The sequence below is a fragment of the uncultured Formosa sp. genome (assembly GCF_947500765.1).
GTDB lineage: Bacteria > Bacteroidota > Bacteroidia > Flavobacteriales > Flavobacteriaceae > Formosa.
The window spans coordinates 490,095-515,478 of record NZ_CANMTH010000002.1; the positions used below are offsets into that span (position 1 = coordinate 490,095).

17 protein-coding genes are annotated in these 25,384 nt (G+C 33.2%); 6 read left to right on the top strand and 11 right to left on the bottom strand.

The genetic code is table 11. The features are described 5' to 3' along the window. Nucleotides 1-18 precede the first annotated feature (18 nt). Nucleotides 19-1,077, bottom strand: coding sequence for a 3-oxoacyl-ACP synthase III family protein (locus Q1B05_RS05230; protein ID WP_299778315.1), 1,059 nt, complete (start codon nt 1,075-1,077; stop codon nt 19-21). A gap of 111 nt (nt 1,078-1,188) precedes the next feature. Next, nucleotides 1,189-4,032, bottom strand: coding sequence for an aminomethyl-transferring glycine dehydrogenase (gene gcvP / locus Q1B05_RS05235; protein ID WP_299778317.1), 2,844 nt, complete (start codon nt 4,030-4,032; stop codon nt 1,189-1,191). Between the two features lie 124 nt (nt 4,033-4,156). On the opposite strand from gcvP, the gene Q1B05_RS05240 reads away from it, so the two are divergent. Beyond that, complete coding sequence (locus Q1B05_RS05240; protein ID WP_299778319.1) at nt 4,157-4,987, top strand: hypothetical protein; 831 nt, start codon at nt 4,157-4,159, stop codon at nt 4,985-4,987. Here Q1B05_RS05240 and Q1B05_RS05245 read toward each other — a convergent pair. The 5 genes from Q1B05_RS05245 to Q1B05_RS05265 all read right to left on the bottom strand — a co-directional run bounded on the left by Q1B05_RS05245 (nt 4,977) and on the right by Q1B05_RS05265 (nt 9,789). Beyond that, on the bottom strand, nt 4,977-5,237 hold the full coding sequence (locus Q1B05_RS05245) for a glycine dehydrogenase (RefSeq protein WP_299778321.1): 261 nt from the start codon (nt 5,235-5,237) through the stop codon (nt 4,977-4,979). The two genes, Q1B05_RS05240 and Q1B05_RS05245, sit on opposite strands and share 11 nt — an antisense overlap. Before the next feature lie 4 nt (nt 5,238-5,241). Next, complete coding sequence (locus Q1B05_RS05250; RefSeq protein ID WP_299778323.1) at nt 5,242-5,796, bottom strand: sigma-70 family RNA polymerase sigma factor; 555 nt, start codon at nt 5,794-5,796, stop codon at nt 5,242-5,244. 121 nt (nt 5,797-5,917) lie between these two features. Then, a complete protein-coding gene (locus Q1B05_RS05255; RefSeq protein ID WP_299778325.1) occupies nt 5,918-7,948 on the bottom strand; it encodes a M3 family metallopeptidase in 2,031 nt (676 codons plus the stop codon). A gap of 171 nt (nt 7,949-8,119) precedes the next feature. Continuing rightward, complete coding sequence (purE, locus tag Q1B05_RS05260) at nt 8,120-8,599, bottom strand: 5-(carboxyamino)imidazole ribonucleotide mutase (RefSeq protein ID WP_299778327.1); 480 nt, start codon at nt 8,597-8,599, stop codon at nt 8,120-8,122. Between the two features lie 35 nt (nt 8,600-8,634). Beyond that, nucleotides 8,635-9,789, bottom strand: coding sequence for a 5-(carboxyamino)imidazole ribonucleotide synthase (locus Q1B05_RS05265; RefSeq protein ID WP_299778329.1), 1,155 nt, complete (start codon nt 9,787-9,789; stop codon nt 8,635-8,637). A gap of 162 nt (nt 9,790-9,951) precedes the next feature. On the opposite strand from Q1B05_RS05265, the gene Q1B05_RS05270 reads away from it, so the two are divergent. After that, nucleotides 9,952-11,061 carry an adenylate kinase gene (locus Q1B05_RS05270; protein ID WP_299778331.1) on the top strand — a complete coding sequence of 370 codons (1,110 nt, stop codon included), beginning with the start codon at nt 9,952-9,954 and terminating at the stop codon, nt 11,059-11,061. A gap of 56 nt (nt 11,062-11,117) precedes the next feature. Then, nucleotides 11,118-12,116 carry a GTPase ObgE gene (obgE, locus tag Q1B05_RS05275; RefSeq protein WP_299778333.1) on the top strand — a complete coding sequence of 333 codons (999 nt, stop codon included), beginning with the start codon at nt 11,118-11,120 and terminating at the stop codon, nt 12,114-12,116. A 67-nt stretch (nt 12,117-12,183) separates the two neighbouring features. Here obgE and Q1B05_RS05280 read toward each other — a convergent pair whose 3' ends face one another. Beyond that, complete coding sequence (locus Q1B05_RS05280) at nt 12,184-18,381, bottom strand: MG2 domain-containing protein (RefSeq protein WP_299778335.1); 6,198 nt, start codon at nt 18,379-18,381, stop codon at nt 12,184-12,186. A 155-nt stretch (nt 18,382-18,536) separates the two neighbouring features. On the opposite strand from Q1B05_RS05280, the gene Q1B05_RS05285 reads away from it, so the two are divergent. Both Q1B05_RS05285 and Q1B05_RS05290 read left to right on the top strand, forming a co-directional pair. Then, a complete protein-coding gene (locus tag Q1B05_RS05285; protein WP_299778337.1) occupies nt 18,537-19,280 on the top strand; it encodes a hypothetical protein in 744 nt (247 codons plus the stop codon). Between the two features lie 54 nt (nt 19,281-19,334). Continuing rightward, nucleotides 19,335-20,690, top strand: a complete 1,356-nt coding sequence (locus tag Q1B05_RS05290; RefSeq protein WP_299778339.1) for a Mur ligase domain-containing protein — start codon at nt 19,335-19,337, stop codon at nt 20,688-20,690. Nucleotides 20,691-20,865: 175 nt separating this feature from the next. Here the strand turns inward: Q1B05_RS05290 and Q1B05_RS05295 are convergent, their stop codons facing one another. The 3 genes from Q1B05_RS05295 to Q1B05_RS05305 form a co-directional block, all read right to left on the bottom strand. Continuing rightward, nucleotides 20,866-23,415 (bottom strand): mechanosensitive ion channel domain-containing protein, encoded by a 2,550-nt coding sequence (locus Q1B05_RS05295; RefSeq protein WP_299778341.1) that lies wholly within the window; start codon nt 23,413-23,415, stop codon nt 20,866-20,868. A gap of 96 nt (nt 23,416-23,511) precedes the next feature. After that, nucleotides 23,512-24,108 carry an FMN-binding negative transcriptional regulator gene (locus Q1B05_RS05300; RefSeq protein WP_299778343.1) on the bottom strand — a complete coding sequence of 199 codons (597 nt, stop codon included), beginning with the start codon at nt 24,106-24,108 and terminating at the stop codon, nt 23,512-23,514. A gap of 16 nt (nt 24,109-24,124) precedes the next feature. Next, nucleotides 24,125-24,577, bottom strand: coding sequence for a DUF1569 domain-containing protein (locus tag Q1B05_RS05305; protein ID WP_299778345.1), 453 nt, complete (start codon nt 24,575-24,577; stop codon nt 24,125-24,127). 50 nt (nt 24,578-24,627) lie between these two features. Between Q1B05_RS05305 and radC the strand changes: the two genes are divergently transcribed. Continuing rightward, nucleotides 24,628-25,326, top strand: coding sequence for a DNA repair protein RadC (radC, locus tag Q1B05_RS05310; protein WP_299778347.1), 699 nt, complete (start codon nt 24,628-24,630; stop codon nt 25,324-25,326). The last annotated feature ends 58 nt before the right edge of the window (nt 25,327-25,384 follow it).

Here is a 25,384-nt window from a genome sequence, read left to right on the forward strand (position 1 = left end):
TCCGCATAAGCGGTACTTTTAATATTTATATACTATAGCATTAATGTGCATTCCTGCACCAACGCTTGCAAATATAATAACATCGCCTGTGTTAAGACTATGATTTTCTAATTTATTATGTCTAACAATATCGAAAAGGGTAGGTACTGTAGCGACAGAACTATTCCCTAAATTTCCAATTGTCATAGGCATAATATTCTCTGGTGTTTTCATTTTAAATAGACGGTAGAAGCGTTTTAGAATGGCATCGTCCATTTTTTCATTGGCTTGATGAATAAAAACCTTCTTAACATCATTTATATCTTCACCACTTGCATCTAAACAGGCTTTCATTGCAGAAGGGACATGAGTTAATGCAAATTCGTAAATTTTACGACCATCCATTTTTATATACTTGGTGTCATCTTCAGAATCTTTGTTGAATGTTTTGCCGTAAGATAAATGAAATGCATTGTCAAGCGTATAACTTTCTGTAATGTGAGATAATATACCTCCTTCTTCATTAGTAGCTTCAAGAATACAAGCGCCTGCACCATCAGAAAAAATCATGGCATCTCGGTCGTGTTTATCGACGACTCTAGAAAGCGTTTCAGAACCAATAACTAAACAACGTTTAGCAATGCCTGCTTTTATAAAAGCTTGTGCCTGTATAACGCCTTCAATCCATCCTGGACATCCAAAAAGTAAATCGTAAGCAACACATTTAGGATTTTTAATTTTTAGCTTGTGTTTTACACGTACAGCTAAACTTGGTAACATATCACTTTGTCTGCTTCCTAATGGAATATCTCCAAAGTTATGGGCAAAAATGACGTAGTCTAACGTTTCTGGGTCTATGTTGGCATTCGCAATTGCTTTTTCAGCAGCGAAAAAACCGATGTCAGAAGATGTAAATTCTTCTTTCACATAACGACGTTCAGAAATGCCTGTTATGGATTTAAATTTATCAATTATGACAACATTGTCATTTTCGAAGGGAGTTCCGTCATTATTGAGGAACGAATGATTGAGAAAACTATCGTTTTTTTGAACAACTGAAGGTATGTAACTTCCTGTTCCTGTGATTTTTATGTTCATTAAAAAGAAATTGCCTTTATAGCGTGTTTTGTACCCATGAAGATACTGACATTTACTATAAAGGCAATGCTTATTTAAAGGTAATTTACGATGTCCAAAAACGCCTATAAATTACATGTAACTTTCTATAGGTGCACAAGTACACATTAAATTTCTGTCTCCAAAAGCATCATCTACACGACGTACAGTTGGCCAAAATTTATTATCACGAACATAGTCTAAAGGGAAAGCAGCTGTTTCTCTAGAGTAAGGGAAATCCCAAGTACTAGAAGTAAGCATTTCCATAGTATGCGGTGCATTTTTTAATACATTATTTGTGTCTTCTTTAGATGCTGAGTCTATTTCCTTTTTAATAGAAATAAGGGCATCACAAAAACGATCCATTTCTTGTTTACTTTCACTCTCTGTTGGTTCAATCATTAAAGTTCCTGCGACAGGGAAAGATACTGTTGGTGCATGGAATCCGTAATCCATTAAACGTTTTGCTATATCTGTAACTTCAATACCATGTGCCTTAAACGGTCTACAGTCTACAATCATTTCGTGTGCCGCTCGTCCGCATTCTCCAGAATATAATGTCTCAAAATTACCTTGTAAACGACTTTTAATATAGTTTGCATTTAAGATTGCAACCTTAGTAGAATCTGTTAGTCCTTGTGTGCCTAACATTTTAATGTAACCATAAGAGATTAAACATACTAAAGACGATCCGAAAGGCGCAGCAGAAACAGCTTTAATTGCTTTTTCTCCTCCTGTTTTTATTATAGGGTTTCCTGGTAAAAATGGAACTAATTGTTTTGCTACACAAATTGGTCCAACACCTGGGCCACCACCACCATGAGGAATAGCAAACGTTTTGTGTAAGTTTAAGTGACAAACGTCTGCACCAATGTTTCCTGGATTTGTTAATCCAACTTGAGCATTCATGTTTGCACCGTCCATATATACTTGTCCGCCGTTATCATGAATAATTTCAATAATTTCTTTAATCGCAGATTCGTAAACACCGTGAGTAGATGGATAGGTTACCATTAAACAAGCTAAATTGTCTTTATGTAATTCTGCTTTCTCACGTAAATCATCAATATCAATATTTCCTTCTGTAGTCGATTTTGTTACCACAACTTTCATACCTGCCATAGCTGCACTTGCTGGATTTGTTCCATGAGCAGAAGACGGAATTAAACAAATATTTCTATGCTGATCGTTACGAGATTCATGATAAGCTTTTATTACCATTAAACCCGTAAATTCGCCTTGTGCACCAGAATTAGGTTGTAAAGACGTTGCAGAAAAACCAGTAATTTCTGTTAATTGATTTTCTAAAGCTTTTAAAACGGTTTGGTAACCTTGTACTTGATCTAAAGGCGCAAAAGGATGAATACTACCCCAATTAGGAGAGCTTAAAGGCAACATTTCTGAAGCGGCATTCAATTTCATTGTACAAGAACCTAAAGAAATCATAGAGTGATTTAAAGATAAATCTTTACGTTCAAGCATTTTTATATAACGCATTAATTCAGTTTCTGAATGGTGCGTATTAAATACATCTAAAGTTAGGAATGGTGATGTACGTTGTAAATTTTTATTAATGTTATTAGATTCAGATAGTGATTCAATAACAATTGGTTCTGTTTTTACAACTTCAGCAAAAACAGAAATAATATCATTTAAATCTGAAATAGATGTTGTTTCATTTATAGAAATGGTAACGGCATCTGCATGTGGGTAGAAGAAGTTAATCTCCTTTGTTTCTGCAATTGCTTTTATTTTTTCAGCATCAGCTTCAATATTTAAAGTATCGAAGAAGGTGTCGTTCTTTTGTTTGTATCCAATAGTTTTTAAAGCCTCCGACAATGCTGAAGCTTTATCGTGCACTGCGTTTGCAATAAAACTCAAACCTTTTGGTCCGTGATATACTGCATACATTCCTGCCATAACGGCTAATAATACTTGAGCTGTACAAATGTTAGATGTTGCTTTGTCTCTTTTAATATGTTGTTCCCGAGTTTGTAAAGCCATACGTAAAGCACGGTTTCCATCTAAGTCTTTAGTGACTCCAATAATACGTCCTGGAAGATCACGTTTGTAAGCTTCTTTAGTGGCAAAATATGCTGCGTGAGGCCCGCCGTAACCCATAGGGATTCCGAAACGTTGTGTGGTTCCTACTACAACATCGGCACCAAATTTACCTGGAGCTTCAAGTTTTACTAAACTTAAAATATCTGCAGCAACTGCTACTTTTATATTTGCAGCATTCGCTTTTTCTATAAATGTTTTAATATCACTAATTAATCCATCTTTACCTGGGTATTGTAAAATAGCACCAAAGAAATCTGCAGAAAAATCGAAAGTGTCTTCATTACCTATAATCAATTCAATTCCGATAGGATTAGAACGATTTTGCAATAAAGCTAAGGTTTGAGGAAGAATAGATTCTGAAACAAAGAATTTGTTTACACCATTTTTTTTCTGAGCACGATCGCGAACCGCGAATAGAAGACTCATTGCTTCTGCTGCAGCTGTACTTTCGTCTAATAAAGAGGCATTAGCAATTTCCATTCCTGTAAGATCTGTAATCATGGTTTGGAAATTTAATAAAGCTTCTAAACGCCCTTGAGCTATTTCTGCTTGGTATGGCGTATATGCTGTATACCAACCTGGATTTTCTAAAATATTACGTTGTATAACTGCGGGTAATATAGTTGGATGATATCCTAAACCAATATATGATTTGAATATTTTATTTTGTGTTGATAACTCATGAATATGAGTTAGGTAGTCATGCTCACTCATTGGAGCGTCTAAATTCAGAGGCTTTTGTAAGCGGATACCATCAGGGAGAGTCTCGTAAATAAGTTGATCTAAACTGTCTACGCCTATAGTGTTTAACATTTGGTTTTGGTCCGCTTCTCTAGGACCAATATGACGCAATGAGAAAGCATTTGTATTCATAAAATATAATTGTGTTTTGCGGCGCAAAAATACATAATTTACTAAGTTCTGTTGTTACGATTAATTAAAGATTTTTGTTAAAGCAGGTTGTTAATTCTAGTTTATATATTTTTGCGGAATGACAATGTTGAAAAAACTCTTTAAATTTTATCTAAATGCCAGTATTCATGTTTCTTTATCAGTGTTTTCTTTAGCATGGATTACATTGGTAAAATACGGGTTGCCTTTCGATGAAAATATTTTGTATTTTATTTTATTTGCATCTGTTGTAGGGTATAACTTTGTGAAATACTTTGGATTAGCAAAACTGCACCGTAGATCTATGGCGAGTTGGTTAAGAGCTATTGAACTCTTTTCTATATTGTGTTTTGTGTTTATGTGTTATTTTGTTTTTAAGTTAGAGCTAAACACCATTTTTATTATAACGGGATTTGGATTGGTAACGTTTATGTATGCTATTCCGTTTTTACCAAAACGTTTTTTTGTAGACAAGCATCATAATTTAAGAAGCATAAGTGGACTTAAAGTATATTTAATCGGATTAATTTGGGCTGGAGTAACCGTATTGTTGCCTTTAATTAACGAAAATTATGCGTTTGATGAAGATGTAATTTTGACGTTTATACAACGTTTTGTTTTTATAATAGCGTTGATGTTGCCCTTTGAACTTCGTGATTTAAAATATGATAGTTTGAAATTAGGAACAATTCCGCAGAAAATAGGAATAAATCGAACTAAAATTTTAGGTGTTTTATTGGTGCTAGTGTTTTTCTTTTTAGAATTTCTTAAAACACATTTAATAGGTCATTATATTTTAATACAATTTATAATAGCGTTTGTTCTTATTCTATTTATACTTTTTTCTAGGCAAGATCAGAGTGATGTATATACAGCATTTTGGGTAGAGGGAATCCCTATAGTGTGGTTAGCTTTAGAACTTTTTTTTAATGTTTAGCATTTTGGTTTTTTATTTCCTTTTCTAAACATTTTTTCATTTCAGATTTTGATTTACTATCTAAACATACAATGTTAGATTTCTTTATTGTTTCAGTTAGTTTATGATTGTCTATAGTATGTTTTTTACATAGATCACAAAATAGAATATGTATTCTAAGTTTTAAACGTTCCAAAAATGTAGACTCGTTGTATTGTGCCTTATCACAAACATGTGACGCTTCTTCGCAAGACATAAATAATTTATTCATAATTTTAATACCAGTTTTTTTCTAGACAGCTTGAAAGGGCTGTTCGGGCTCTATGTATAATAACCCATAAATTAGACGCTGTAATATTTAATTCATTACAAATTATTTCTGTGTCGTAATTTTCTATAGTTTTCATCTTGAAAACTTGGGCTTGTTTTTCGGGTAACTTGTCTAAGCAGTTATAAATAGCGATACTAAGTTCTGTGTTTTCTAAGACGTCTTCTGCATTTTTATAAGATTGGTCTTCTACACGCTCTTCTAACCATTCTCCCTCGTCTTCACTGTCGCTAGAGTAGGACATACGTACTTCTGCTTTCCCTTTTTTAGAGTTTATTTTTCGGTAATAATCAATTATTTTTCGTTTTAGAATGGAAATTAACCATGTGCGTTCACTGGCTTCTCCTTTAAAGTTTTTCATCGATTTTAATCCTGCAAAAAAAGTATCTTGAACTAAATCTTTAGCAATTTCGGAATCGCTAACTCTAGAAATGGTATAGTTGTATAGGTAGTCGGAATACGAATCTATCCATTTGGTTGCATCGATTTTATGGTCTGGCATATAACAAATTGTCAGTTAATGTTCAAAAATAGCAAAACTATTTCAGAATAATAGGAGAGTTTTTGTAAGGTTTAACATTTAAAAAAAGTTCATAGCTCTAAAGGCTATGAACTTTTTGAAATTATTTTATTAAACCAGCACGTCTTAATAAGGCTTCTGGTTGAGGTTCTTGACCTCTAAAACGTTTGTATAATGTCATGGGATCTACCGTTCCGCCTAGAGATAATACATTATCTTTAAACTTGGTTGCAACTTCAGAATTAAAAATTCCTGCTTCTTTAAAATATTCAAAAGCATCTGCATCTAAAACTTCTGCCCATTTATAACTATAATATCCCGAAGAATAACCGCCTTGAAAAATGTGAGAAAAAGCTGTACTCATACAATTTTCAGCAACATCTGGGTATAATTTTGTGTTTTCGAATGCTTTTAATTCTTGTGTTTTAACATCGTTAAAGTTTGAAGGGTCTTGTCCGTGCCAACTCATATCTAATAATCCAAAGCTAATTTGGCGTAAGGTTTGCATGCCTTCGTTAAAAGTTGAAGACTCTTTTATTTTTGAAACTAATTCCATCGGGATCACTTCACCTGTTTCATAATGTGTAGCGAATAACTCTAAAGCTTCTTTTTCGTAACACCAGTTTTCCATCACCTGACTTGGTAATTCTACAAAATCCCAATATACGCTAGTTCCAGATAAGCTAGGGTAAGTGGTGTTTGCCAGCATACCATGTAATGCATGACCAAATTCATGAAATAGGGTTGTAACTTCGTTAAACGTTAATAACGATGGTTTGCTTTTTGTTGGTTTTGTAAAATTGCAAACTATAGAAATATGCGGACGATTGTTTTCTCCGTTTTTAATAGATTGTGATTTATAAGAAGTCATCCATGCTCCATTTCTTTTTCCTGCTCTAGGAAAGAAATCGGCATAGAAAATAGAAACCAAGTCGCCAGAATTGTTTGTTACCTTATAAGTTAATACATCTTGATGATATTTATCTATAGTGTCAATATTTTCAAAATGTAAGCCGTACAATTTTTCAGCAATTTTAAAAGCACCGTTCGTTACATTTTCTAGTTTGAAATAAGGTTTTAGCTTTTCGTCGTCTAAATCGAATAACTTTTGTTTTAGTTTTTCAGCATAATATCCAGAATCCCATTTTTCTAGTCTATCTATACCGTCTAATTCTTTTGCAAAATCTTCTAAATTTTTAAACTCTTCTTGTGCTGCTGGTTTTGCTTTGTCTAGTAATTCGTTTAGAAATTCTATGACATTTTCTGGCGTTTTAGCCATACGTTCTTCTAAAACAAAGTTTGCATGTGTTTTATAGCCTAATAAATTTGCGCGTTCAAAACGTTTTTTAACAATATTTAAAACAATGTTTTGGTTGTCGAATTCGTTATTATGAAATCCTTTTTTACCAAAAGCAATTGCTAATTTTTTTCTAAGTTCACGATTATCTGCATACGTCATAAACGGAATGTAGCTTGGGTAGTCTAATGTAATTAGCCAGCCGTCTTTATCTTTAGATTCTGCTAATTGTTTTGCTGCTTCTTTAGCGCCTTCAGGTAAACCGCTTAAATCTGCTTCATTTGTAATGTGCATTTCAAAAGCATTAGTTTCTGCTAAAACATGCTCACCAAAGGTTAAACTTAATTTACTTAAATCTTTGTCTATGTTACGAAGTGTTTCTTTTTTGTCTTCAACTAAATTAGCACCATTTCTAGAAAAGCTTTTGTAAGATTTGTCTAAAAGCATAAGTTGCTCTCCATTTAAATCTAACTTGCTTTTATTGTCGTAAACAGCTTTTACACGTTTAAAAAGGGCTTCGTTTAATGTGATATCATTCCCGAATTCTGAAAGTAATGGTGAAACGTCTTGAGCAATTTTCTGAATGTCGTCATTGGTTTCTGCAGAATTTAAATTGAAAAATATATTAGTTACGCGATCCAATTGTTGTCCAGAAAATTCTAAAGCTTCGATGGTGTTTTCGAATGTTGGTGGTTCTGGGTTAGATGTTATATGGTCGATTTCAGTTTTTGTCTCTTCAATTAATGTTGTAATTGCAGGTAAAAAGTCTTCGTTTTTTATTGCCGAAAATGGAGCTGTATTGTATGTTGTTTGAAAAGGATGTAATAGAATGTTCATTTTTTGATCGATTTTATCTAAATAAATGTTAAAAAATGTTTTTAACTTCTTTAAAAATTAAGAATTGTTATATCTTTGCAAAGATTTTTTTCATAAAAGAGCTGGTTACTCTGAAAAAATTTATTGATTAATAGCGAAAAAAAGCCTCGATATTTCGAGGCTTTTTTATGTTTATAAGTGTTTGGCTGTTTCTAGAACAGCCTGTTTTAAGCCTTCTTTGTAAAGTACTATTTTATCTAGCACCGCAGGGTTTGAACTTCCTATAATTTGAGCCGCTAATATACCTGCATTTTTAGCACCATTAAGTGCAACAGTAGCTACAGGAACGCCACCAGGCATTTGTAAGATAGATAGTACAGAATCCCAACCATCTATAGAATTACTACTTTTTACAGGAACTCCAATAATTGGTAAAGGCGATAAAGATGCTACCATTCCTGGTAAATGCGCTGCACCACCTGCACCAGCAATTATAACTTGTATACCACGAGTATGCGCATTTTTGCCATAATCGAATAATTTTTCTGGAGTTCGGTGTGCAGAAACAATATCTACTTCTACTTCTATGTTAAATTCTTTTAATATATCTATTGCATCTTGCATAACAGGAAGGTCACTTTTACTTCCCATAATAACGCCAACTTTACTCATACTATATATGTTTTCTTTTATTGCTATTGTTTTTTTTATTCTGAAATAACTTGAATACTGTTTTTTACACTCTCGGCAATTTTACGAGCTTCAACAATATCTTTATTTACAATGGTTACATGTCCCATTTTTCTAAATGGACGGGTTTGTTTTTTACCATATATGTGTGGTGTAACTCCATCCATGGCCATAATGGTTTCTATATTTTTATAAACAACATTTCCTGTGTAACCTTCTGCTCCCACTAAATTCACCATAATACCATTTAATTTATTCTGGGTATTTCCTAAGGGTAAGTCTAGAATGGCTCTAATATGTTGTTCGAATTGAGAAGTATAACTAGCTTCAATAGTTTGATGGCCAGAATTATGTGGTCTTGGAGCCACTTCATTTATAATAATATCGTCGTCTTTTGTCTGAAACATTTCAACAGCCAATAAACCAACATGATTAAAGGCTTGCGCTGCTTTTAGTGCAATATCTGTCGCTTTTTTAGCAACAGCATCGCTAATTCGTGCAGGACAAATAACATATTCTACTTGGTTTGCTTCTGGATGAAATTCCATTTCTACCACAGGATATGTTGTAATCTCGCCAGATACATTTCGCGCCACGATAACCGCTAATTCGTTTTTAAACGGAATTAATTTTTCTGTAATACATTCTACATTTGGCAAGTTCTCTAAATCTTTTAATTCGCGAACAATTTTTACACCTGTACCATCGTAACCAAACTGAGCACTTTTCCAAACAAACGGAAAATCTAATCCACCGTTAGAGATGGTGTCTTGAATTTCTATAGTATATGCAAAACGAGAAAATGGTGCAGTTGGTAAATTATGGTCTACGTAAAATAATTTCTGTTTAGATTTATTTTGAATAGTACGTAATGTTTTAGAAGATGGATATACTTTTATACCAATCTTCTCTAAATCTTCAAGCGCATTTACGTTTACATTTTCAATTTCAATAGTTAATACATCAACGTGTTTTCCAAAATTAAAAACCGCGTCGTAATCCATTAAATCTCCAATAAAAAATGCATTACTGCCTACTTTGCAAGGCGCTTCTTCACTTGGGTCTAAGACACTGGTATAGATATCGAATTTGCGGGTTTCATTAAGTAGCATTTTTCCTAATTGGCCACCACCTAGTATTCCTAATTTAAAATTTGAAGAAAAGTAATTCATTATATAACTGTTTTGCTCGTGTTTTAGACAGTACAAAAATACATTTTAATATGAAATTAATTCTAAATTTAAGGAATCAATGCCATGAAACCTTTTTCTAAATTAGATTATAGGTCTCATTTGATTATCTTTGCCAAGAATTAACAAAAAATAGGTTATTTTATGATTAAACTTCACGACAAATATTTTAAGCCTTTTATCTCAGCTAAACAAATAGATGATGCAATAACACGAATGGCAGAACAAATAGCAGTGGATTTTGCAGATGAAATTCCTGTTTTTATAGGTGTTTTAAACGGTTCGTTTATGATTGTAAGCGACTTTGTTAAAAAATATCCAAACCCGTGCGAAGTGACGTTTATTAAATTAGCGTCTTATGAAGGTGTAAAATCTACAGAAGATATTCAACGTTTAATTGGATTAACTCAAGATTTATCAGGACGTTCTGTTATTATTTTAGAAGATATTATAGATACAGGTCGTACTTTAGCAGAAATTCATCGCATTTTTAAAAATGAAAACGTTAAATCGTTGACTATTGCAACCTTGTTTTATAAACCAACCGCATATAAGAAAGATTTTAAACTTCATTATGTCGGTATCGAAATTCCAGACAAATTTATAGTGGGTTACGGTTTAGATTACGACGGATTAGGTCGAGATTTACCAGAAGTATATCAAATTAAAACAACTCAACATATGACAAATTTAGTTCTATTCGGACCTCCAGGAGCAGGAAAAGGGACGCAAGCAAATTTTTTAAAAGAAAAATATAATCTGGTACATATTTCTACAGGAGATGTATTTCGTTATAACATAAAAAATGAAACCGCTTTAGGAATGCTAGCCAAATCTTTTATGGATAAAGGTGAATTGGTTCCAGATAAGGTTACAATTGAAATGTTGAGTGCTGAAGTTGAGAAAAATGCAGGAGCTAACGGATTTATTTTTGATGGTTTTCCGCGTACAAGTGCACAAGCTGCTGCTTTACAGGATTTAATGAAAAGCAAAGATTCTGAAATTAATGCTATGATTGCATTAGAAGTAGAAGACAGTGTGCTAATAGAACGTTTACTAGAACGTGGTAAAACTAGTGGTCGTTCAGACGATGCTGATGAGTCTATTATCTCCAATCGTATTAAAGAATATTATTCTAAAACGGCAATATTAAAAGATTACTATTCTGAACAAAATAAATATTTTGGAGTAGACGGTGTAGGTTCTGTAGAAGAAATTACAGTACGTTTAAGCAAAGTAATTGATTCATTATAATAGTACAATTACATTTTTAACATTTTAAAACCTTTCATTAAAAGGTTCAAATAATTATGACTGAAGGAAATTTTGTAGACTACGTAAAAATCCAATTAACTTCTGGGAACGGAGGTAAAGGGTCTACGCATTTACATCGTGAAAAGTATATCACAAAAGGAGGTCCCGATGGGGGAGATGGTGGTCGAGGAGGTCATGTTATTATAAGAGGTAACGATAATTTATGGACTCTTTATCATTTAAAATTTAAGCGTCATTTACGTGCTGGGCATGGCGAACACGGAAGTAGTGGTCGTAGTACTGGTGGAGATGGTGAAGATGTGTATTTAGATGTGCCATTAGGTACTGTTGTTCGAGATACAGAAACGGATGAAATCCTTTTCGAAATCACGTATACTGGCGAAGAACGTATTGTTTGTCAAGGAGGAATGGGTGGTCGTGGAAACTGGCACTTTAAAAGTTCAACAAATCAAACACCTCGTTACGCACAACCAGGTATGCCTTTAATAGAAAAGTATGTGACTTTAGAGTTGAAATTACTTGCCGATGTTGGTTTAGTAGGATTCCCAAATGCAGGGAAATCAACTTTATTGTCTGTGATTACTTCAGCAAAACCAAAAATTGCGGATTATGAGTTTACTACTCTAAAACCAAATTTAGGTATTGTAGAATATCGCGATTTCCAAACGTTTGTCATGGCAGATATTCCTGGTATTATTGAAGGTGCGGCAGAAGGTAAAGGATTAGGATATTATTTCTTAAGACATATAGAACGTAACTCGACGTTATTGTTTTTAATTCCTGCTGATGCTGAAGATATTACTAAGCAATATGAGATTTTGTTAGACGAATTAAGACGTTATAATCCTGAAATGTTGGATAAAGACCGTCTTATTGCGATTTCTAAATGTGATATGTTAGATGATGAATTACAAGCAGAACTAAAAGTAGAACTTGATGAAAAATTAGGTGTAGATTATATTTTTATTTCAGCCGTAGCGCAACAAGGTATTACCGAATTAAAAGATAAACTTTGGAAAATGCTTAATGTTTAAGTTTTTCTAAATTATATAAAAAAAAGGAGCCTAATTTAGGCTCCTTTTTTTATGACTTCATATTTTATCATTTTATAGTTATAGTGGTGCCTTCACTGTGGCTACTAAATTCTGGAGCATACATACTTTCTATAGTCGTTATGCCATTACTCATTTTACCTGCGTTGTTTACGCGCAAATCATATTCAAATACATAGACACCTTTACTTACAGCATCGAAAAAGAAGTGCGTGGCTGCATCTTTAGTACTTTCATAGTATCCTAAACCATCTTGCCATTTATAAGACGATAAAACATTTACGGGTTCCAAACCAGATGCGCGCATATCTTTCATATGAAGGAATTCCATGTTGCGATCTGTTTTCAGAGTGATACGTACAGTAATTAAATCTCCAACTTTTAATTTAGTTGACGGCTTAATGGCTTTAAGTGCTTCACCTGTATCTGTGTTCGATTTTATAAATAGTTTTTTTGTTAATTGTAGCGGTGTTTCTGCTGAGGTTATGGCATCTAAATTTTCAAAATATTGCCAATATAGGGATCCCCAAGCTATGCCTTTATTTTTATTTGTTAATGTAATCTCTGCTAATTCTGGAGTAATCTCATCGGCGTTCCAAGTGGTTTTAAAGTAACCTGTGCCTGCTTCAACTTTGATGTCTTTCAATTTGTTTTCAGGAATTGGTTGTCCGCCAACGGTAATGTCTACAGATTCTGTAACCGATAACCAGTCACTTCCTTTTAATAAAATAGCATATATCGCATCTGTAGTCGATTTTGTAGTAGACCAACGATTTGTTTGCTTATTTTTTAGCAACCATTTTGTTAAATTATCTACAGTTGTTGTGTCGTTTTCTATTTCCGAAAAGGCTTCAATTAATAACGATTGGGTTTCAATTGGCGATTCGTACCAATACCAAGACGCTGTGTTGGCTTTCCAATACATACCTAGTTCATCATTTGTTATACTATTTTCTTTTAAAGATTTTATAATGGCAGTTGCTGTTTTTTTATCTCCTAAACGCTGTGCAATTAAGGCCATTAATCCTTTGTTGTATAACGAACCTTTTGTCCAATATTTTTTAATCTGAGAGCCATAATAATTGATTGTATTTTGAAGTTCTTTAGATGGTTTATCTTCAGTATAAAAACTTCTCATATACAAATAATGTAATTGTATATCGTTTAAATGGTAAGCATCATAATCTGGTTTAGCATTGTATTTAGAAATATTTTTATAAGTTTCTATAAATTCGGAATCTGTGAATTTAATTGCTCTAGATAACATGTGTTCTGAATCTTTAGTATCTAAGCCTAAATGTTGTAAATGTCCGAAACCAGTAACGATATGCTGAGTGATGTATCTGTTTTCGCTTCCGCCAGCAAACCAAGGCCAAGCGCCAGAGCCTAGCTGATTACGTTCAAGTTTTTGTTTAGTTGCTTGTAATTTAGCACTCATGGTATTCATGTCGAATAACAAACCAATACGTTTTTTTTGTTCTGTTTCACTTTGGGCATCACGTAACCAAGGGGTTTCTTCGATAAGAATAGATTTTAAGTCTTCGTTTTTTTCTAGATTGCTAATCAGTGCATCTTTAGATTTCCATAGATTGAATACCTCTTGAATTCGCGGATTAGAAGTTACAATATGGCTTGCTAAGCTATTTCCGTAAAAGCGAGAAAAGATCTGCTCGTTACAGTCAAACGGATACTCAATAATATACGGCAACGCCTGAATCGCATACCAAGCCGGATTAGATGTAATCTCTAATGTCAGTTTATGATGTTTTAACGTTTTAGAGGTATTGTGTTTTAATTTATCTAACTGAAAGTGTCGTATTTCGTTACCATTTACCCATAATGGCATGCTTTCGGTAACTAATGTTCTGTTAGATAACACCGGCAATATGTTTTGTTCGCCATCGCTAAAGGTTCCTGCTTTGGCTATAATTTTATACAAAACGGCATCTACCGTTTCTGGAATTTTAAGCTTCCAAGACACTTGAGTTGTGTTCTTAGTATCTACTGAAAACGATTTTACAGCATTTGTGTTTTCTAAATTAATATCGATAGGCGCATTGGTTGTCGCATCGAAAAGCTGTAAAACGGCTTCTCCATTTAAAACAGTGTCAGATAAATTTGAAATTTTTGAGCTTATGGTAATGGCATCACCTTGACGTAAAAAACGTGGTGTGTTGGGCTGAACCATTAGTTCTTTTTGTGTCACCGTTGTTAAGGTCTGTATAGCACTATTCATACTCTTGGAATGTGCTAATAGTTGCAATTTCCATTGCGTTAAAGCTTCTGGTGAAGTAAAACTGAAACTGACATCACCTTCACTATTAGTTTGGAGTTGCGGAAAGAAGAAAGCCGTTTCTTTAAGGTTTTTTCTAATTTTAACATCGTTAAATGCAGATCCATTTTTAGTTGAAATTAAAACAACACCGTACAATGCTTTGCGTCCGTAAAGCGCCATAGCTTCCTGAGGTTTTAGTACTTCAATACTTAAAATATCGGCTTTATCTACTGTATTAGCTTCAGATGCTACACCATCAATTATAAATAAAGGTGTGTTTTTACCTGATAATGAACTCACCCCACGAATAGGAACACTAACGTCTTCTTCAACCTCTTCAATTACAGTTTCTGCTACTTCAGCACTATCTTCAGCGATTGAAATCACCTCTGATGAAGGTGGTGTTGGCACGGCCATACTAGCGCGTTTTTGACTTAGATATCGACGATTAATCCACTGGTTACCATTAAAATTAAAACCAAACCAATTTAGTGCATCGTACAATTGAGGTGTTACTTGTATGTGTTCTGAAGTATAATTAAAGTGTATAGAATGATTACCAAAAGATGAATTTGCTCTCCAATTATTATAAGAACTATATCGCGGCTGAGAAATAGCATATAGGTTCCAGCTGTGTCTGTAAAACTCATCTAAAGAAGCATCGTACATACTTGCTAAGACTTCACTACTTAGTTTTTCGCCTTGTGGTCCAGAAATATTAAACTCCCAAGTTTCTTGAGTTCCAGGCTGTATTTTATCTCTAAATGTTTTAGTATTAATGCGTAAGTCCGTCTCTGGATAGGGCACTGTAATATGCTCGGTTCCTGATTTAAAACTATTGAAAGCGGCATAGCTGTAATGAATGGCAAAACCGCCTAAGTCGCTTTGAGAAACAGGAATGGTAATCGTTTTTTTATTTTGATTTAAAATTATTGTATGGCGTGCAAAAACCTCATAATTTTTTTCTATTTCAACCGTAACCACTAAGTGTTCGGCTGCAGAAGCCAAAGTTAACGCGACTAAATCTTCTGGCTGATACTCCGATTTATCCGTCTGAATTTCAAATATTCCGTGGTCAGCAACGGTGGTGTCGTTTGGATTAAATAACGCGAAAGTCGTACTTGTTGTAATGTGTTCCGATTGGGCTGTAATACTTTCAAAGACTGCGATGTATTGCCCTGAATCCCATGACTTAATTTTTCCTAAATTCAGCGTTTTAATATCTGCTGTATTTACATTTTTTTCAAAAACAAGTTTTCCTTTTGTCCAGTTATTAAGGTCGTCTTCGTTACTATAAGCATCGTGTGGAAATGTCGCTTTGAAAGTGTTTTTATCTATAATTTGATAATCGGGAGCTTCCCATGGACGTGTTCTTAATACATTTCTTGGACCTTGTAATTTATAAATTTTCAGACTGCCTTTAACGGGAACAAATTCACCATTTAAATTCATGGTTTGTATCCCTATGGTGTGGTCTTTTTCGGTTTTGTTTAGTTTGTTTTCAATCTCTAAACGCGCTTTAGTGGTATGGTAACCCACAGAAATTAGGGTAGACGCAGAACGGGTTTCTCCGTTAATATCGGTGATGTCGGCTGTAACTTCATAATTAAAAATTGGAAGAGCTGATTTATCTATAGTTACGTCTGCAAGTGCTTTAAATGTAAAACTAAAATCACCATTGTTATATGTAGTTAGTTCTCCATGCGTTATTTCTTGTGCTTCGTTGTAATAATACGGTCGTGTTCGCGAATACCAGTTAGGGAATTCTACCTTACGTGTTACACGATAAACAACCTTTGCTCCAGAAATACTACTTGCTGAGAACGCCAAAGCATTTCCGGAAATAGTAACAGAATCGTTAATTTTATAAGTCTCTGTTATAGGGTTAAAAGTCGCTTTAAACGTTGGACGTTTGTAATCTTCAACATTAAAGTAGGTTCTCGAATTAAGTTTTTTTTCGCTATTTGCACTACTAACTTCAATATAATATCGACCATTTAATCCGGTGGTAGGTAGAATAAAGTTACCGTGAACAGACCCAAAGTCATTTGTTTTTAAAGTCAACGTTTTTACGATCTCACGGTTAACATTATATAAGGAAACCTTAAGGTCTTGTTGTGTTAACACTGCATTATTATCTGCTGTGGTCTGCATGGCAATAGCCTTAAAATAGACTGTTTGCCCAGGCCGATATAAGCTTCGGTCGGTAAATGAAAATGATTTGTAGGTTGGCTCTGGGGTATTTGTATTCCTTTTGTAATAGTACGACAGCTGAAAACTATCGAAATATGCGGTGTCGTTTGTACTGTTAATGGCTAAATCTATACGAACGTATTGGCGTTTAGTCGTTTTCGGAATACGAATATTGCCGTAACTGTCGGTCAGGTTACGCTCTGTTTTCGTCTTGTTGTTATTATACCGATAGGTTGTAATGACTTCTGTATTTGTAATAGGCTGGCCTGTATTTCTATCAATAATTTGAAACACAAGATGTTTGTCGCTATCCTTTTTTACCAAAGCCATATTAGAGACCTGAAATGTTGTGTAGCCAGTTGTTCCCGATTTAGGGTCGGTTGCTGCAATAAAGTATATACCATTGTCAAAGGCAGGCGCTATAATTTCGGTGGTATGTGTTTGGAAGTCACCTTCAGTCTTTAATTGTGCGCTCCAAGTTTTACTATATTTTAAAGTAGCTGCAAAATTGTCTTTTTCTTTTTGTCTGTATAAATGTTTAAAATCTAACTTAGATTTATGTGATAGTTTAGCTACTTTAAATTTAAGACCATCTGTGTTTTTATATGTGATTAACAAACGAGATTTTGTTTGTATAGGTAAAGTAGATTCTGTGGTGATTTTAACTTCCGGCTGTAAGATTTCCGACTTTAAATTTAATGCTTGTTTTGCTATGCGCGTTTCAGGAAAAGCTGTGTTAATTCGATTACATAGTGCAACAGCGTCTTTTAATTTCCAGAGTTGTTCCGTCGAGGTTCTATTAGAATATTCGTCGCCTTGAATTTTATACATTCTTGCACGCTCTAAATCGTAGCTGGCAGATGCTAAGCTGTTTTTATAGCGTGTACTTCCGTCTTGTAAGGCATCAATTAAAAGCTGTTCTGCATTTTTGAATGTGGCATGCTGTTTAACAAATAATAGACGTTCAATATCTACAGCAACTAAAGCTGCGGTATTTTCTGTTTGAAGATGATAGCAAATGAGGTCTTGATACAGGGTTAAGGCTTGAAACTCTAAAGATGTTTGGTCTTTAGTTTCAATATCTATATCGGTGAAAATTATAGCCGGACTTAATAGTTTTGGGTCGGAAACTTCAAATTTATATGCCGGTTTAGTAATATTACGTTCGTTGCTTTTATAAAACTGAAGCGCATTATGACTTAAAAAATCGAAAAGTGTAGGACGGTAGATTTTAGATTCTTTTTGTGTTACTAAAAGGTCTGAAAATTCATCTGTAGAAGTTTCTTTTAATATGGTTTCTTGGTTTAAACTGTGCTGAAAATGATTCTGAATTTCGGCAAATAGTGTGCTTAAATCCCAAGTTCTAAAATCTGTTTTGTCTACTTTTTCGGCAGTTTTGGTACGATTATAAAACTGATAACGGTTTTGTCTAAAATAATCCCAATACAAATTGGCTAAAATACTTTCTAAAATATTTTTAGTAGGCGCTTTGCTTTTCGCGATTTCAGATTTAAAATTATTTATAATACTTATTTGAGCATCTTCTTCTAGAACTAAAGCAAATTTGCTTTTGTACAGCATGCTTTTTATATGCTGAGGTTGATTGTTGTGTTTAAGAGCAATTTTATCAATGTGTTCTACTTTTTCTAAAGCCGATTTTGGTAAATCTGCAAGTTCTAACTGTTCAACTTCAGACCATAAATTCTCAAAATTTGGTTGCTGAGCAAGTACAGTATGTGAGAACATTAAACTTAAAAGTAATGGTTTTATAAAATTCATAGTTGTAGATTGATTTATAGTTTGTAGTCTTAGAATTAAACTGAAATCAAAAATAATTCCACTTTTGATTTATATTTAAAAGGAATCTCTTTTTTTTAGTTTCCAATTTTATTATACATATTAGAATATGCATATAAAAAGATTATTTTTGCTGTATGAGATGTCTTCTAATTTGTGTTATTAGTACTGTACTATGTCTTCCAAACATTCTGTTTTCTCAACAAATTTTAGTTGAAGCACAAGCATATTTTGATGCTAAAAATTATAATGAAACAATTTCTGTATTAAAACCGTTTGTAGTAACTACCAAAACGAATTTTGAAGCCATGGAGTTGTTAGGAGATGCTTATAGCCATTTAAAAGTGTGGGATTCTGCAATTGTTGAATATAAAAACTTGGTTGTAATTGATGATGAAAATGCAAATTATCATTACAAATACGGAGGTGCATTGGCTATGAAAGCTTTAAAGGCAGATAAAATGTCGGCAATTCCATTGATTTTAGACGCTAAATCTGAGTTTTTAAAAGCATCAGAATTAGATGAAAAACATATTGAAACACGTTGGGCATTGGTGAAATTATATATGGAATTACCTTGGGTTTTAGGCGGAAGTACTTCTAAAGCGATTCAGTTTGCTAACCAATTAATTGCGCTTTCTGAAGTCGATGGTTATTTAGCCAAAGGTTATCTTTATAATAAAGACGGAGATTACAAACAAGCTAAATTTTATTATAAACAAGCAGTAGAGGTTGGCCAGTCTAAAACCTGTTATACCGAGCTTGCAAATTTTTATTTAAAGTATCAAGAGAAGGATAAAGCTCTAACTATTTTAAGAACGGGATTCGAGTATTTAAAAGATGAAGAACTTCAGCAAAAAATAGAGGAGATTACACAATAATCATTCAGAAAAACGTACTAAAACGTGTATCTTTACGATCTTCAAAATAAGTTTATGAATGTACATTTTATAGCCATTGGCGGGAGTGCAATGCACAATTTAGCTATGGCATTGCATAACAAAGGATATCAGGTAACGGGAAGCGACGATGAGATTTTCGAACCTTCAAAATCAAGATTAGAGTCTAAAGGATTATTGCCAGAAACATTTGGATGGTTTCCAGAGAAAATCACAGCACAGTTAGATGCAGTAGTTTTAGGCATGCATGCAAAAGCAGACAATCCGGAGTTGTTAAAAGCTCAAGAATTAGGTCTAAAAATATATAGTTATCCTGAATTCTTGTACGAACAGTCTAAAAATAAAACACGCGTAGTTATTGGTGGAAGTCACGGTAAAACGACTATTACTTCTATGATTTTACATGTTATGCACTATCATGATCGCGATGTAGATTATATGGTTGGTGCACAATTAGACGGTTTTGATGTGATGGTGAAGCTAACCGAAGACAATGATTTTATTGTTTTAGAAGGCGATGAATATTTAAGTTCTCCAATAGATAGACGCCCAAAATTTCATTTATACAAACCTAATATTGCGTTATTAAGTGGTATTGCTTGGGATCATATTAATGTGTTTCCAATATATGAAAATTATGAAGAGCAATTTAAAATATTTGTAGATAGTATTGTGAATGGCGGAAGTATAACTTATAATGAAGAAGATGACGCTGTTAAGCGAGTTGTAGAAGCTTCTGTGAATCCGATTAGAAAATTACCATATCATACCCCTGAATATACTGTTGAAGATGGGGAAACTTTATTAGAAACTCCAGAAGGACCATTACCAATTGAAGTATTTGGAAAACACAATCTAAATAATTTAGCAGGTGCCAAATGGATTTGTCAGCATATGGGAATTGATGAAGATGATTTCTACGAAGCGATTTCTACGTTTAAAGGAGCGAGTAAGCGTCTTGAGAAAATAGCCGAAGGACAAAATAGCGTTGCCTATAAAGATTTTGCACATTCGCCAAGTAAAGTACAAGCTACTACAAATGCGGTGAAAGCACAATATGAAAACAGAACATTAGTAGCATGTTTGGAGTTGCATACCTATAGCAGTTTAAATGCAGAGTTTTTAAAAGAGTATAAAGGCGCTTTAGATGCAGCAGATGTTGCGGTAGTATTTTATTCTCCACATGCTTTAGAAATTAAAAAATTAGAAACGGTAACCGAAGCACAAATTGCATCGGCATTCCAACGAGATGATTTAATTATTTATACCAATCCGGATGCGTTTAAAGACTTTATATTTTCTCAGAACTTTGAAAATAAATCGTTGTTATTAATGAGTTCTGGAAATTACGGTGGGTTAGATTTCGATGAAGTTAAAACACTTATTGAATAATGTGATAAATTGTTCGGTTACTTGATTATTTTTTACCTAATCCAAGAATTGTATAATTTAGATATGTGACCACGAAAAGAGTTTGTTTTCACGTTACAAATTAATTACAAATAGAAATAAAAAGGCGAGATTTTGAATAATTCAAAATCTCGCCTTTTTATGATTAAATACGTTGTTATTTAGTGTCTTCATTTTTAGAATCTGTAGAATGAATATCTGTTTTTAAAGGTTCTATAAATGGTTTATCTAAATTTTTATTTAATGGTTTTTCTTCTTCAATAGGGGTATTGTTTATTGGTAAAGGTGGCGTATTGAAGTTTTCGGGGAAATTACGCACATTAAGATCGCGCTGTGGAAATGGAATTTCAATACCTTCAGCTTTAAAACGATTATAAATACTAATAGAAATATCACTTTTAGATTGTAATCCAACCTCGTAGTGTACCCAAAATAATAATCTAAAATTTAGTGAGCTATCTCCAAAATCATTAAAAAGTGCTTTGGGAGCAGGATCTGCCAGAGTGTATTGATTTTCTGTTGCAATTTCTGTTAGAATTTCTAAAATACGATTAGGATCGGAGTTGTAAGATGTACCAATTAAAACTTCTACACGTTTGGTGTTGTTAGAAAGTGTCCAGTTTATTAAGTCGTTAGAAATTAAATTGTTGTTTGGTACCACAACTTCGGCACCATCAAATGTGCTTATATTTGAAGATCTTACGCCAATTCGGTTTACGGTACCTAGTAAATTATTGACTTCTACGGTGTCTCCAGGTAAAATCGGACGCTCAAAAACCAAGATTAATCCCGAGACAAAATTGGAAATTACGGTTTGTAAACCAAAACCAATACCTAAACCCAAAGCACCGGCCATAAGATTAAATTTACCTAAATCAATGCCTAAAGCACCGAGTGCAAGAATAAGTCCGAAGCCTAAAATAAAATATCTTATCACTAGAGAGATTGCTGAAGGTATCCCTTTAGAGAACTTAAAGAATCTTAAAACACCATCGTCATCATTTATTAAAAAAGAAATTATTTTAGTAAGTGCGTAAGTGATTATTAAAGTTAAAATAAAACCTAACACACCTTCTAGCGTAAAAGATAAACTACCTATTTGGTAAGGTTCTGTAATCGAGTCTTGAACCGTTTCAATTATTGGTGTTAACACATCAATAATACTTAAAAAATAGAAGGACCAAATTATACCAACAATTATTCTAGAGACTTTAAGTGTTAGTTTTTCTATACGCAATCGATCAGATTCGACATAAGATGGTTTCACACCATAATGACGATTAATTACACCAACAGTAATGCCATTTCCAATCATTAAAAGGGTATAAAAAAAAGTAGTTATTATCCCACTTTGTGTACTTATTTTTAAAGACAAGTCGGTTAAATTAGTGTAACCTAAAATGTTAGAGATAATCGAGATGATGCTTAAAAGATAAACGATAGGTGTTAAGCGAATAAGAAATCGTCCAAACGCATCTAAAGTAAGCTTTCTAGTTTCTAAATATGGATTAGTAAACTTGTAAAGTATTGCGATAACTGTAAGCGCTTCAACCATAATATAAATACGATATATTCCTGAAGAAAACCAGATATACGATTTTGAAGAGTTAAGCACAAAAAACAAAATTACAACCAAAATAATGCCTTTAAATTGCTTATGCATATATGGCCGAATTAACGGAATGGTACATGCCAGTACTAACAATGTTGTAATATCGCTAAATAGTTTTGGTGTATTAGTAAACATTAATTTAGCCAGTAAAAGCGATAGAAACACTATTGAAATGGTGTTTTGGTGTATAATGATGCTTTTTGCCGTTTGTAATTTTTTTGTTCTCTCTTTGTATTCGTATTTAAAAAATCCGGTTCTTAAACGACGAATAAATAAAGCAATACCAGTAACAAAAACAAGGTAGAAAAAAATAACACTTGTTCTGCTTTTTAAATACTCGTACGAACTTGAAACATTATCCTTTATAGATTCTATATCGTCTCTTATTTCAGGATTTTTAGGGTTTCCTGTAAAAGACGTATTCCATAAAGCATCGTGGCGTTTATGGAAAATGTTGTAAACATCAGAATTTTTTAATTCTGATAAATCATCCATTACTTGCTCTGTAATACTAATCTGAGCATCTATACTAGTCTCTAGTATAAGGTAATAGTTGTTGTTGTTAATAATAGCTGTCTTAGTTTCTTTTGTTTTATCCCAGACCTCTTTTATAGCATTTAAGACTTCATTGGGAGCGCCGTTTTCTATGGCTTTTTGATAGCTTAAATCCCAAGTTTTTTCTTTTATAATAATATCATTAATAAATCTTGAATTACGAATTTCTTGATTATTTACAGTCGATTGCCAACCATTTAAAGTGACCTTGTAACCATACCATTTAGAAATTAAATTATTTATTTTTTGAAGGTTGGGACTGGCCTTGATGAAATTTTCAACCGTGTTAGACTCTTGTAGTAAAAACTGTGAATGTATGGTGTGAATAGAATCGATTTTTTTAATACTATTCGGAATCTTAATCTTTTTTTGTGTTAGTTTAAGTTGGTTTGTAGCATTGTCTATTTCCCTAACTATATTTATAGTTGCAATAGCTTTAGGCTTAGAAAGCCTTGTAGTATCTAATGATGACGAAATTCCTTCTATGTCGGAAAATAAATCTGTTTGTGCTATGCCAGTGTAAGCAGATAAGTATAGCAAAATGCAGAAGAGTTGTTTTAAGATCTTTCTATGTAGATTCATATTCTTGATTAAGAATTATTAAGATACAAAATAAATGTGTAGAAGATTAAAGCTTTACGCTTTGGTTATGTTGTCTAAAAATGGTTTTATAGATGTTTTATTAACCGAAATTAATTTTTGTTTTGCAATGTTTTGCGCTTCTGGTGTTTTGTTTTGAGATAATTTAAACTTGCCTTCCCAATGCTTAATATCAATTTCAAAGCCCATTACATAATTTACAAATTGATCCATTTTTGGATTGTTATAATCTAAAATATAAGCATGTTCTGGTTCTTCTAAAAAAGCAGTCATATCTACCATAGATTGTTTAACTACATTATTATTTTCTATTTCAGTAGCTGTGCCTTGTAAATGTACTTTTATATAATTCCAGGTAGGTAGTTCTGTAGCTCCAATTAGACTAGGCGATATGTAAGCATCCGGACCTGAAAAAATAACAGTTACGGGGGTGTTTTTTGTTAACAGTTTAGCTTGAGGATTGTTTTTATCTATATGTCCAGTAAGTTTCCCAGATTTATAAATTAAAGGTAAATGTGATATAAAAGGTACGTTATCTTTTACAGAAATTAGTGTCGCTAATGAATAGTGATTAATCACTTCTATCATGTGATTCTTATCGGAGTCTTGATGTATGTCAGGCGGATAACTCAACGGTTAAATAATTTAGTTAGACGTTAAATTGGGATAAATGATGATCTAAATGTTTGTATTGCATTTTTCCCCATTGTTCGGGTGTAAAGTAACCAAAAAGTGGGTGATTAGGCCATGTTTTTACATCAGTTTTTTTAGAGAATTCTATGATGAGTTGTTCTAATCTTTCTTTTTCTGTTAAAAATTGTTGTGGTGTAGTTATTCTAAACTCCTTGGCTGTTGGTAAATTATGTTTCCAAGCCTTATTATTATACATTAAGGGTTTATATAATTTCATTATAAATTTTTGAATAAAACTAAGTTTTGTGTTTAGTTCTTCTCTTCCTAAAGCAATATTTAAAGGAACTTGACAATGTTTTAACATTTGACTAACATCCATTTTTCCCCATTGCGATTTACTGTGCTCATCTAAAGTATTAAGCCTTTTAAGAATGGTGTTAGTAGATTTAGATTCAAATAAAGTATTCATAATCAGTGTTTTTAATTGCGTGAGTAATTTACAATATTTATATTTATGGAATGTCAGAAAAAAAGATCCCGTTTTCTATTAAAAATTGGTCGCAAGACGATCAGCCCCGAGAGAAGCTACTTTACAAGGGGCAAGCAGCTTTAAGCGATGCAGAGTTAGTTGCTATTTTAATAGGGAGTGGAAATAGGACAGAAAGTGCTGTTGCTTTAACAAAACGGATATTAGCAAGTGTCGATAATAATTTAACAGCATTGGGTAAACTTTCTATAAAGCAATTAATGACTTTTAATGGTATTGGTGAAGCAAAAGCTGTAACCATTGCAGCCGCTATGGAATTAGGGAGAAGACGGCGAGGCGAAGAGGCTGTAAAGCAAAATAAAATAACATCTTCTGCTTCTGTATTCGAAATTATGCAACCGCTTCTTGGCGAATTGCCCCATGAAGAATTCTGGATTATCTATTTAAATAATTCAAATACCATCATACAAAAACAACAATTAAGTAAAGGTGGAATTACAGGAACATTAGTAGATGTGCGATTAACTTTAAAAATGGCTTTAGAGCTTGGTGCAACTGCGCTTATTTTTGTACATAATCATCCGTCTGGAACTTTAAAACCAAGTGTAGCCGATAAGCAAATCACTCAAAAATTAAAAACAGCAGCCTCTAGTTTAGATATTAAAGTTTTAGATCATGTTATAATAACCGAACACTCTTATTTTAGTTTTGCAGACGAAAATGAAATGTAGCTCGTATTTACTAGACTAATCGGTGTTCTTAATTGTAAAATCATTACTTTTATTACTT